Below are 10,619 nucleotides of genomic sequence, written 5' to 3'. Positions count from 1 at the left end.
GCCCCGGAGACGATCGTCTCCGGGGCGCTGAGCCGGTGATCTGGCGCGACGCTCCTACTCGGCGGGCGGCACCATGTCGGCCTCGTCGGGGTAGGCGGTGTGGCCGAGCTGGCGCAGCACCGCGAACCGGTCGGCGACCGCGCGCCGGAACAGCACGTTGCGCCCGACCTGCGTACCGGGCACCTGGCCTCGCAGGAACAGCTCACGCGGCCAGTTCCCTTGAGCGAGTCCGACCAGCTCGGCGAACTCGCTGGTGGACACCAGCGGCGGGATCGGCGGCGTGCCGCCGGGGGCCCGCCATCCGTCTTGGCCGTGGCTGCGGGCCTGGGCCAGGGCGTCCACCTGGGCAGCGGCGACCACCGTGTTGCGCCCGACCTCCTGGCCCACGAGGTGACCGGCGTCCAGGAGCCTGCTGACCCAGTTCTTGGAGCAGCCCAGCCGTCGCGCGGCCTCGGTGACCGACACCAGCGGAGGAATCTTCGGGTCGAGGCGGGGCGTCATGCACGGCCTTCCGGATCGCGCGGAGTTGACCACGTGACCGTAGCCGCCGACTAGGGCCAGCACCGCCGCCGTCACCTCGCCCCCGGCCGGCCAGACCTCGGCCACACCGGTCGATCGCCGGCTGCACCGTCGCACTCGTGCACGTACGGCTGGTGGCCGGCCGCGCGCCCGGTGGCCTCGTAGTGAACCGGGGGTCGGGTGAACAGGCGGCCGTCGTAGCCGAGCATCGCGACCGACTCCGACACCGGCGGCGGCGCGTCCCCTGCCCCGTAAACGACGATGGGTGCCAGAGCGCACAGCACCACGGTCGTCATCCGCGCTCGCCAGCCTCGTGTCCCGGAGCCGGCCGGAGACCGCCGGTCAGGTCGGCGAGCAGCCCGCCGCGCTCGTCGTAGGCGAGCAGGAAGGGCTGCACCATGCTGACCGCCCAGGCGCAGGCCACGACGAAGCTGGGGTGTGGTCGGGCGTCGAACTCGGCAGGCAGGTGGCCGTCCTCGTCGACAGGTCCGAAGCTGATCCAGCCCCCGTCGACGTTGGCGAGCTGCACGACGAGGTCGTCGAACAGTTGGTGGGCCGCGATGCCGTACACGTCGGGATCGGCGTCGGTCAGACGGATGCCGTACACGTCGGCGGACAGCTCGACGGGGCGCTCGGCGTCGGACTCGCGCAGGGCCTGGGCCAGCGCGGCGGACAGCTCGTTGGTGCTCATGATCAGGTCAGCTCCTTCTCGCCGGGACGGGTCGCGCTGGCGCGAACGGGATGTCCGCGCCAGCGCTGTGGACCTCAGGACTTCCGCGCTGCGGCCTGAGCGCGCGCCCTCGCGCGGATGGACTCGAACGTCGGCCCGCCGAGGACGGCCTCGGCGGTCACGCAGTTGAGCAGCCGGTAGACGGCCTGGTGGGGCCGCCTGCGTGCCGGGTCGGGGTTGCGCGGGCACCATTAGCTGGCCGCGCCCTCGGCGAAGTCAGGGGTCGGGTACGGGCCCGCCCCGTGCTCGTCGGGATGGGTCAGCGTCTCGTCGCAGAACACGCACCAGGGCAGCCACGACTCGTCGTCATCCATGTCCTCGGGTGCGTCGTCCTCGGCGATGGCCGGCGCGTACAGCGCGACGAGGCCGGCCGTGACCCGCAGCGCGGTGTCGTCGCCGCAGCGGCGAACCTCGACCAGCTCGCGCAGCGGACGACGCTCGACGTCTGGCGGCGCGTAGACGAATCGCTCGGTCAACTCGCCGTTCTCGCTCGCCACGGTGGCCAGCGCGAGACCGTTGTTGATCAGGTTCATGACTTCCTCCTTGTTCACAACAGCACCTGGGCGATCTGTTGTCCGAGCCACTGGGCGACGTTGCTGCTGACCGCGTTGCCGGCCTGCATGGTCTGCTCGCCCTTGTTGCCGGTGACGATGTAGGCGTCAGGGAACCGTTGGGCGCGCAGGTGTTCGCGCGGCTGGAGCATCCGGAAGCAGCAGTCCTCAATGGCCACCTCCGGTCGCAGGACGCCGTGCGTCTCGCGGGTGGCCACCGTCGACAGCGGCCCCGCCTCGGCCGGGTACGGGGCCGCGCCGCGCCGGTAGGGGATGACCAGCGACGTGGTCGGGCGGGCCGCTGCGAATCCCCCCGGCGGGACGGCCAGGCCGTGGTGGTTGCCGCCGGCGGCCACGGTGGTCAGCGGCTCATCGACGCCGGTGGCGGTGGCGTGGTTGCGCAGCGTCGGCACGAACGGCGCGCACACCATCCCGTCGCCGATCTTCGTGCTGCGGGTGCACAGCGGGGCCGCGTCGACCGGGTACTGCCGGCCGCCGTCGTCGTGGTTGGTCGACACCATGAACGGCGTGACCAGCCCGTCGGTCTCCCGCGTCGTCCGGGCGGCCATCGGCGTGGCCACCGGGTCAGGATCGGTGCGCCAGGTGCCGCCCGAGGGCACGGTGAAAGGCGAGACCAGGGCGTGGTTGCTGCCGTTGGCGACCACGGTCGCCAACGGCCGCTCGCCGGGCCGGATGGTGCGGTCGCGGCCAGACCGCAGCAGCGTCAGAAACGCCTCGGCGGCCTGCGGACTGGAGAACAGGTCCAGCCCAGCCTGGATGCGGCGCAGCGTCGACTGCTTGAGCTCGGGCATCCCCCGCTCCGCCCGGTCGCCGATGCGGGTGCCGATGTCGGACCAGTCGATGGCGGCGGCGGCCGGCAGCACGTAGGGCTCGACCACCGCGTGCCGGCAGCGCGCGTTCGGGCACCGGTACACGTACTGCGCTCCGTACTTGCCGATCTTGCGTTTGCGGGGGTCCTTCCACGCCTGGATGGCGGGCACGATCTCGTCGCACGCCTGGCACAGCGCCGACGGGCGTGGCCTCAGGTCTGGCAGAGGGACACCCGTTCGGGTGAAACAGATGTAAAGCCTGTCGCGCCACTGCGGGGCGTGCGGGTTGCCCTCGCCGCCGACGTGCGCAGAGCTGACCGACACGAACTGGGCGTTGTAGCCCAGCAGCTTCACGCCCTCGCACCACCAGTCGAACAGCTCCCACTTGAACGCCACGTCGGTGACGTTCTCCACGATCACCGCGTCGTAGCGGTGCACCTCGGTCGCCCGGATCACGTCGTGGAAGGTCGCGCGGGTCCGCTCGTAGGCGGCCGAGGCGATCGGGCCTTCGGCCAGCAGGTCGAGCTGGCCGGAGTTGTGCTGCTTCTTGTTGCCGCCCGCCGGAGAGATCTCGGTGCAGATGGGGCTGGCCCACAGCACCCGGGTGCGGGGCAGCCGCCGCATGTCGTAGTTGTTCACGTCGGCGCACAGGTGGTCGGCGTCGGCAAAGTTCGCGGCGTGGGTCTCGATGGCCCGGTCCCAGTGGTTGGCAGCCAACCGCAAGGTGTAGCCGGCGGCGGTCAGGCCGATGCTGCTGCCGCCCGCACCGCAGAAGATGTCGGTGAAGTCCAGGTCGTGATCGACGCCCAACGCCGAGGTTGACAGGGTCATGACCTGACCTCCGCGCTGCTGGGGCTCTGGCTGGGTGTGCTACTCATGGCGGTGCTCCGTCCACTTCTGGGTGCGTGCGGGGTGTGGAACCGGGCGGCGGCCGGGGTTTGTCCAGGCCAGCCGGCCGCCACCCGGGGCTTAGTGGTCGCCGCGCAGCTCGGCGACGTCGCGGCGGATCAGGTCGGCGATCGCGTTCGGGTCCTCGTCGGTGAGGTACTCGGACAGCAGCGCGCCACTGGCGGCCGTCTTGTAGTCCTCCCCCAGCTCCCCTGCGAACGCGGCGGTGATGAACTCGTCCTCCGTGTCGAAGCCCTCCGGTCCAGGCATCTCCCGCTCCTCTCTGATCACTCAGCAGTTATGTTTTGTCAACTACCTGTGAAAACTTCTACGCCTTGGGGTTGACGGAGATCAGCGGACCGGCGGCGCTCGCCCCATAGGGGTCGTGATCCGGGTCGGCCGGAACGTCGTTGGGGCAGGCGAAGCGCTCGCCGGGCATCACGTCGTAGACCTCATCGCAGATCAGGCACCTCACGTAGCCGGCAGTCTCCTCGGTGCCGCAGTCCTCGTTCGCGTGGCCTTCACGCTGGTCGGTCGACATGACCCCTCCTGACTTTCGAGACAACTCACCTAACTACAGTCTACGCCTCACGTATGTTTTGTCAACCCTCACGTGATTGACAAAACATATGTGAGGCGTATCTTTGGTAGTGAAAGTTCGTATCGCCCCAGCGACTCTGGGCGACAGCCCCAGGTTTCCTGGGCTCTCGCGGCACCGAGAGGGGCGTCAACCAGTTGTCGCCGAACATCCGAGAACCGGGAGGAACTCCACGATGGACTGCACCGCGTGCGAGGGCACCGGGGACAACCCCCAGCCGTTCCGCATGGTCAACGGCGACGTGCGCCAGGACGACGACTGCGGACGCTGCGCGGGCAGCGGCCGGGACCCCGAGGAGACGTTCTCCGACCGGCTCGCGGTCCTGTTCCAGGACGCGCGCCGGCCCGACGGCCGCCGGTTCTCCGCCGGCCAAGTCGCCGCGTACTGCCGCGCCCACACCGGCGGACCGTGCAGTCGTGGCTACATCGCGATGCTGCGCCAGGGCAGGCGCACCAACCCCACCTACCGCACCATTGACGCCCTGGCCCGATTCTTCGGCGTCTCGCCGGCCTACTTCTTCGATGCTTCACCGGCACCCGAGACGGACCTGACCGCCGTGGACCGCCCCACCGCACCACCCGAGCACCAGGGCCGCGCCACGCGCTTCACCTTCAACGCCAGCACCTGGCCGCCGCAGGACCGCCGCTACGACTCGACGCTCGTGGCGCACGTCGAGCTCATCCGCCCGGACCGCTGGTGGGTTCGCCAGGGCGGGGAAGGCGGCCCGGTGTACAACGCGGTGGCCGACACCTGGGACACCGACTGGGCCGCACGGCACGCCGAGGACGACCAGGAGGACGCCTACTTCGCCGACCTGGACGAGGCGATCCGCCGCGCGCAGGCACTCCTGGTCCGCTGGAACGCCTCGGTGACCAGGGGGTAGGCGTCGTGAGCGTCCTTCCCGGCGACCCCTTTCGGGCGTGCCCGCACTGCGGGCACCGCCCCGCCGGGCGCCGCGAGGCCCGGCAGCTGTGCGCCGACACCACGGTGACCTGGCTCGAACCTGGTCCCGACGGCACGCTCGGCGAAGCGCACCACTGCACGGCCTGTGCACCCACCGGCCCGGTTATCGACCTCGCGTGCGACACCTGCGGCGACGGGCCCCTGCTCTGCTACGCGGCCCGCTCCCCCAGCCTCAGCGACCTGCTCGCCGCCGCGCGCCGGTGGCTCTGCGCCCTCGGCTGGCAGGCCACCGGTCGGTGTCTGACCTGCCCGGCATGCCGTCGCGCCGCTCCTGGCCCGTCCACCGCGCGCTGAGCATGCCCAGCCCGACAAGCACCTCTCAGGCTCCGGGCAGGGGCGGCGGTCGGTCGAGGTCGTGAATGGGGCGGGCACCGGTGCCCAGCAGGCTGAGGAAGATCTGTCCGGCGTCGGCGGCCATCGACTGCTGCACCCCGTACACCGCGTCGCAGCCCCGCCTGCTGGCTTCCTGAGCCAGGCGCCGCAGGCAGTTGGCCACCATGTCGGTCAACGCGGTGGCCGGGCCAATCTCGGTCACGAACACCATGATCGCCTCGTGGTCGGCCGCCACGTCGTAGGGCATGGCGACCGTGTAGAGCGGCGCGGCCTCGACCAGTTCGTGGGTGTGTTCCAGCGGCGGTCGGCCGGCGGCGGACCCCGGTGCCGCAACTGTCGGCGCGTCGCCGAGCACGGCCGGCGGTTCGACGCGATGACGGCGACTCGACCCGAACACGGTTCCCCTCCCCCAACAGCGAGTGGTGGAACCGTCATCGTCCCCCAGGCCACGCCAACCGCGCCATCACCGCGCCCGAGGGGGAGCGAATGTGCAGCCTTCGCGGTGCGCGTTGGCCGGGTGGTTCGGGGCAGCGGCTCACCCGCACTGCCGACGCGCCCCGGCGTTGGTGAGCACCGCCTCGGCGAACAGGTAGGCGGCATGTTCCTGCGCGGGGGCGTAGGGCGAGCTGCCCAGCAAACGGCGGATCAGCGCCGGCGACAGGCCCGGCAGCAACCGCGCCACGGCGGCCCGCTCGTCGGCGTCGGCGGCGGCCTGCCCGACGCTGCGGCAGGGGTGCCCCAGCAGCAGGTGACCGACCTGGTGCAGCACGAGCCTGCGAGCATGCTCGACGGTCGTGGCGATCGGGTGCTCGAGGATGTCGACGTCTTCGCCGCTGGTCGGCAGCCCGCACGTCGCGGTGGGACCCAGATGGGTCGGGCGCAGCTCGATGCGGCGACCGCGCCGCGCGACCAGCAGAGCGAGGAACTCGTCGAGCCGGAACGGATCCGGCACAGCCAGCGCGGCCACGAGGTCATGGCACTGCGTGGTGTATCGGTGCGTGGCGGCACTCACCGTGGTTCTCCTCCTGCCGGCACTTCCCTGCCCTGGCGCCGAGCCCGTCTCGGAGCTGGCGCGTGGTGGTACAGGGTGAACTCGACGACGGTCGCCGAGCAGGTCCGCACCGAGACGGTGAACCCGAACGCCTCGAACCGCGCCCGCATGTCGTCGGCGCTGAGGATGTCGGGCGCGGTCCGCACGAACCCGGTGAACTCGCTGCCACGACTACCCGGGCCGAGAGGCCGGCTGATGCAGCCGATCCCCGTCTCGACGTCGAACTGCACGAGGACCACGGCCAGCTCGGTGCGATCGCCGAGCACCGAACTGGCGGCCTCGGCCGGGCCTCGGTCCGGTGGGGACCATGCCGCCGACGTGCCCAGCACCGCAGCGGCGGCGGTGGACATCTCAGCCACCGGCACAACATCCTGGCGCAATCCGTAGCGTTTCGTTACTCCCCGCACACAATTCACTATCGGGAGTAGCCAGGGCCGTGCACAGTGTTGCGGCGTTGACAATCCCGGTGAGACACCCGCCGCGCGGAGCGCCAGCTCGCCGACAACGCTGACCTGACGTGCGGAAACGGAGCGTTGAGCCAATAAGGTGAGCCTGGCGCGCGGACGGAGCAGGACGGAGATTGCTCACTCCACGTGCCCGCTCGGCCTGGCATCGTGATGGCCATGTCCGCCTCGGCTGCTGATGACGACGCCCCTCCGCTCCACGGTGCCGACTTCGACCGCGACCCGAGCACCGCGTACCGCTGGTTGCAGCAGCACTCCCCGATGCACCGGATCGAGTTCCCGGGCCTGACCGCGTGGCTGGTCACCCGCTACGAGGACGCCGTCGCCGCGCTGAGCGACCCGCTGCTGGCCAAGGACCCGGCCCGCGCGAGCGCGCAGTGGCGCAGCAGCGGCATGGGCCTGCCCTACGACCACCGGGCCTCACTGGTCAACAGCCTGATCAACACCGACCCGCCCGACCACACCCGGATGCGGCGTGTCCTGGGCGCCGCGTTCAGCCCACGCAGGATGCGCGAGCTGCGGGGCACCGCGCAGCAGGTGACCGACACGCTGCTCGACCGTGTCGCCGAGCACGGCGGCCGGGCCGACCTGATCGCCGATCTCGCCTATCCGCTGCCCATCGCGATCATCTGCGACCTGTTGGGCGTGCCCGAGAGCGACCGCGAGCTGCTGCACTCCCAGGCGATGGTCATCGACTCCGCCGGCCCCGACAGCCACGCCGAGATCGCCGCCGCCACCGACGCCCTGGACGCGTTCGTGGCCGACCTGGTCGCGCGCAAGACGGCCGATCCAGGGCAGGACCTGCTCAGCGACCTGGTCGCCCAGCGCGCCACCGGGCAGCTCAGCACGAACGAGGTGACCTCCACGGCGTTTCTGCTGCTGATCGCCGGCCACGAGACGACCGTCGCCGGGATCGGCAACGCGCTGTTCGCGCTGCTGACCCACCCCGAGCTCGCCAGCCGAGTGCGCGCAGACGCGACGGTCGTACCAGCGGTCGTCGAGGAGTCACTGCGCTACGACAGCCCGGTGCGCAACGCCACCTGGCGGTTCCCCGTCACCGACACCGTCGTGGCCGGGCAGCACGTGCGCGCCGGTGACCCCATCCTGGTGTCGGTGGCCGCCGCCAACCGGGACCCGTCCGTGTTCCCCACACCCGAGGAGTTCGATCCCGGCCGGGACACCGGCCGACACCTCGCCTTCGGCCACGGTCCGCACACCTGCATCGGCGCCGCGCTCGCGCGCATGGAGACCGAGATCGCGGTGACGAGCGTGCTGACCCGGTTCCCCGCTCTGGCCCTGGTCGAGCCCGTCGAGGCACTGACGTGGTGGCCCAGCCCGATCATGCGGGGCCTGTTCCGGCTCCCCGTGGCCACCTGAGGGCGCGCCCGCGTCCAGAGCGATGCTCGTCGTGTCCTTTCGAATGAGTGCCGCCGGTCGGTGCTGGTCCACGCATCCGGGACGATGTGCGGTGCCGACCTCATGTCGAGCCACGACGTCTGGACTGGCGGGCAAGCTGGCCAGGGCGGGATGGGCTCAGGTTGAGACGGGTGGCGACCTCGCGCTCGGTGGAGCCGGCCACCATCTCAGCTACGAGGTCACCCCGGAGTCGAGCGACATGGTCGGCTGCGGCCTGGAGCAACGCCATCCTGCTGGACAGGTGGATGAACCACGTCTCGTCTTGCTCGCCGGTGTCCCTCTCGCCGACCAATTCCGCCACGACCACCGCGACCTCGCTCGGCTCGACGCCGTATCCGTCGACAGTCACCGGCTCGCCCCGACCCCGAGATACGCGGCACCGCCAGCGCCGGCCACCAGTTCCCCGGTGTCCCCGTGCCCGATCACCAGGCCGTCGGCCGTCCAGGTCGCGATGTGATCCAACCCGTCCAGGTCGGCGGGCCTCTGGCCGTCGGCCTCGTTCGGTCCCCACTCCCCCTCGACCCAGCCGCGCGCGTCCGATGCCGCGCGCCCCTCCATGTCCGGAGTGACCGGCCCGAGAGCCCAGCACTCCCCGCCACGGGTCAGATAGACCGCGCCCGAATTGTCCTCGTGAATCTCTACACACTCTGTCTGCATATACCCACTATGCACCTCCACTGCCCGTCTGCATAGACCCACTATGCGTCGGGAGCGGTGGAAGGCCGGCGACGCGCTCGCGCGGGAACGAGCGACACCGAGCGAGCCGCTGCGGCCGTTGGCCCGCCGTACCGGCATCGCCGTCAACACGCTCAAGAAGTACCCGGCTTGATGTCTAGCCGGCGGCTTGGCGTTGTCGGATGCGGTCAGCCTTTTGCTGATCCAGATCGCCGACGAGGTCCAGAGCCTCGTCCCAGCAGCGTTGGGCATCCGCGTCCTTGCCTAGCAGGGACAGCAGGCGTCCGCGCTCGTCGAGGGCGTCGGCCTGGCCCCACCGATCCAGCGCCGCTCGATAGGCATCCAGTGCCGCGTCGCACAGGTCCAGCGCCGTCGAGAGCTCGCCTCGTTTCGCGTGGGTGCGGGCCAGCGGCACCAGCGCGAAGCCCTGGGCCTGCCGGTCGTCGAGCTCCTGGTAAATCTCCAGGGCGCGTTGCCCGTGGGCGAGCGCGACGTCGAGGTCGCCCAACTCGCGGTAGGTGCGGCCCAGGTGGACTCGTGCGGTGGCCTGCCCGAAGGTGTAGCCGGCCTCGACGTCGACGGCGAGCATCTCCTCCAGCACGGTCGCGGCCTGGCTGAACTGGCCGCGGTCGTGGTCGAGGTAGCCAAGCCCGCACAGCGCCCAGCCCTGCTGCGGCAGGTCACCGACCATCCTGGTGATCCGCAGCGCCTCGGTGAACAGCTCCTCGGCGAGCTCGGGCTCCCCGCCGCGACGACGGTGCGCCTCACCGAGGTTGATCAGCGCCCAGCCCTCGCCCAACCGGTCGCCACCCTCGCGCGCGGCCGCGACGGCGGCCTCGTGCGTGTCGATCCACACCCGCCAGGGCCGCTTGATCAGGAAGAAGTCCAGCAGCGACACCGCGATCCGCCAGGCCACCTCGTACAGGCCGGCGGCGCGGGCCAGTTCGACGATGCCCGCGAAGTGGACGGACTCCTCCTCGCACCAGGCGAACGCCTCGCCGAAGGAGCCGAACTCCTCGACCGGCACCCCGTCGGGCGGGGCGGGCAGCTCGAAGTGGTGGGCCCGCGTGGGGGTCAGCGCGCGGCCGGCCGCGACGGCGGTGTGGAGATACCACGCAGCCAAGCGGTCCACGGCGGCGGCGCGGTCGTGGTCGGGTTCGGCGGCGGCGGCCTGCTCGGCGGCATAGACCCGCAGCAGGTCATGGAAACCGAAGCGTGCCCGCGCGGATTGTTCGAGCAGGTGCGCCTGGGTCAGCGTGTCCAGCAGCCGCGCAGCCCTGGCCGGCGGGATCCCGGCCAGGGCGGAGGCGGCGTCCAGACAGAATCCCGGGCCCGGATGCAGACCCAGCAGCCGGAACATCCGCGCCGCATCCGGTTCCAGGGCCCGGTAGGACCAGGAGAACGCCGCGCGCACGGCCATCGTGTCGTCGTCGGCGGCGGACAGCAGCTCCAACCGGTCGCTCTCGCTGGCGAGGTCGGCGACCAGGTCCGCGACGGTCTGATGCGGGTGCGAGGCCACCCGTTCGGCAGCGATGCGCACGGCCAGGGGCAGGTAGGCGCAGCGCTGCACCAGCGCCGCCACGGCCGCCGGGTCGGCCGCG

17 protein-coding genes are annotated in these 10,619 nt (G+C 71.2%); 4 read left to right on the top strand and 13 right to left on the bottom strand.

Annotated features, from left to right (window positions below):
* Positions 1–54 precede the first annotated feature (54 nt).
* The 7 genes from F0L68_RS40430 to F0L68_RS40400 form a co-directional block, all read right to left on the bottom strand.
* Positions 55–606 (bottom strand): helix-turn-helix domain-containing protein, encoded by a 552-nt coding sequence (locus F0L68_RS40430; protein ID WP_149855219.1) that lies wholly within the window; start codon positions 604–606, stop codon positions 55–57.
* Positions 573–815, bottom strand: a complete 243-nt coding sequence (locus F0L68_RS40425; RefSeq protein WP_149855218.1) for a hypothetical protein — start codon at positions 813–815, stop codon at positions 573–575. The genes F0L68_RS40430 and F0L68_RS40425 overlap by 34 nt, the downstream gene beginning before the upstream one ends.
* A complete protein-coding gene (locus F0L68_RS40420; protein ID WP_149855217.1) occupies positions 812–1,210 on the bottom strand; it encodes a hypothetical protein in 399 nt (132 codons plus the stop codon). Before F0L68_RS40420 ends, F0L68_RS40425 begins: the two co-directional genes overlap by 4 nt.
* A gap of 230 nt (positions 1,211–1,440) precedes the next feature.
* Positions 1,441–1,782 (bottom strand): hypothetical protein, encoded by a 342-nt coding sequence (locus F0L68_RS40415; protein ID WP_149855216.1) that lies wholly within the window; start codon positions 1,780–1,782, stop codon positions 1,441–1,443.
* A 14-nt stretch (positions 1,783–1,796) separates the two neighbouring features.
* On the bottom strand, positions 1,797–3,461 hold the full coding sequence (locus F0L68_RS40410; RefSeq protein ID WP_149855215.1) for a DNA cytosine methyltransferase: 1,665 nt from the start codon (positions 3,459–3,461) through the stop codon (positions 1,797–1,799).
* A 138-nt stretch (positions 3,462–3,599) separates the two neighbouring features.
* Complete coding sequence (locus F0L68_RS40405) at positions 3,600–3,788, bottom strand: hypothetical protein (protein ID WP_149855214.1); 189 nt, start codon at positions 3,786–3,788, stop codon at positions 3,600–3,602.
* 58 nt (positions 3,789–3,846) lie between these two features.
* Positions 3,847–4,059 (bottom strand): hypothetical protein, encoded by a 213-nt coding sequence (locus F0L68_RS40400; protein WP_149855213.1) that lies wholly within the window; start codon positions 4,057–4,059, stop codon positions 3,847–3,849.
* Positions 4,060–4,291: 232 nt separating this feature from the next.
* Here F0L68_RS40400 and F0L68_RS42980 point away from each other — a divergent pair, with 232 nt between their 5' ends.
* Complete coding sequence (locus F0L68_RS42980) at positions 4,292–4,999, top strand: helix-turn-helix domain-containing protein (RefSeq protein WP_188317106.1); 708 nt, start codon at positions 4,292–4,294, stop codon at positions 4,997–4,999.
* Positions 5,000–5,004: 5 nt separating this feature from the next.
* Positions 5,005–5,373 (top strand): Hin recombinase, encoded by a 369-nt coding sequence (locus F0L68_RS40385; protein WP_149855210.1) that lies wholly within the window; start codon positions 5,005–5,007, stop codon positions 5,371–5,373.
* 25 nt (positions 5,374–5,398) lie between these two features.
* Here the strand turns inward: F0L68_RS40385 and F0L68_RS40380 are convergent, their stop codons facing one another.
* The 3 genes from F0L68_RS40380 to F0L68_RS40370 all read right to left on the bottom strand — a co-directional run bounded on the left by F0L68_RS40380 (position 5,399) and on the right by F0L68_RS40370 (position 6,822).
* The gene (locus F0L68_RS40380; RefSeq protein WP_149855209.1) at positions 5,399–5,809 is read right to left on the bottom strand and encodes a hypothetical protein; all 411 of its coding nucleotides are present in this window, start codon (positions 5,807–5,809) and stop codon (positions 5,399–5,401) included.
* A 138-nt stretch (positions 5,810–5,947) separates the two neighbouring features.
* Complete coding sequence (locus F0L68_RS40375; protein WP_149855208.1) at positions 5,948–6,424, bottom strand: hypothetical protein; 477 nt, start codon at positions 6,422–6,424, stop codon at positions 5,948–5,950.
* Positions 6,421–6,822, bottom strand: a complete 402-nt coding sequence (locus F0L68_RS40370) for a hypothetical protein (protein WP_149855207.1) — start codon at positions 6,820–6,822, stop codon at positions 6,421–6,423. The genes F0L68_RS40375 and F0L68_RS40370 overlap by 4 nt, the downstream gene beginning before the upstream one ends.
* Positions 6,823–7,086: 264 nt before the next feature.
* On the opposite strand from F0L68_RS40370, the gene F0L68_RS40365 reads away from it, so the two are divergent.
* On the top strand, positions 7,087–8,304 hold the full coding sequence (locus tag F0L68_RS40365) for a cytochrome P450 family protein (RefSeq protein ID WP_149855206.1): 1,218 nt from the start codon (positions 7,087–7,089) through the stop codon (positions 8,302–8,304).
* Between the two features lie 100 nt (positions 8,305–8,404).
* Here F0L68_RS40365 and F0L68_RS40360 read toward each other — a convergent pair whose 3' ends face one another.
* Both F0L68_RS40360 and F0L68_RS40355 read right to left on the bottom strand, forming a co-directional pair.
* The gene (locus F0L68_RS40360) at positions 8,405–8,692 is read right to left on the bottom strand and encodes a hypothetical protein (protein ID WP_149855205.1); all 288 of its coding nucleotides are present in this window, start codon (positions 8,690–8,692) and stop codon (positions 8,405–8,407) included.
* Positions 8,689–9,000, bottom strand: coding sequence for a hypothetical protein (locus F0L68_RS40355; RefSeq protein WP_188317105.1), 312 nt, complete (start codon positions 8,998–9,000; stop codon positions 8,689–8,691). Before F0L68_RS40355 ends, F0L68_RS40360 begins: the two co-directional genes overlap by 4 nt.
* A 43-nt stretch (positions 9,001–9,043) precedes the next feature.
* Between F0L68_RS40355 and F0L68_RS44710 the strand changes: the two genes are divergently transcribed.
* Entirely contained in the window at positions 9,044–9,172 is a 129-nt protein-coding gene (locus F0L68_RS44710) for a hypothetical protein (RefSeq protein WP_276313926.1), read from the top strand.
* 3 nt (positions 9,173–9,175) lie between these two features.
* Here F0L68_RS44710 and F0L68_RS40350 read toward each other — a convergent pair.
* Positions 9,176–10,619: tetratricopeptide repeat protein (locus F0L68_RS40350; protein ID WP_149855203.1), on the bottom strand; the 1,444-nt coding region annotated here is incomplete at its 5' end.

The organism is Solihabitans fulvus (genome assembly GCF_008386585.1).
GTDB lineage: Bacteria > Actinomycetota > Actinomycetes > Mycobacteriales > Pseudonocardiaceae > Solihabitans > Solihabitans fulvus.
Note: the sequence above shows the minus strand (reverse complement) of the source record. Positions and strands in the feature narration are given on the sequence as shown.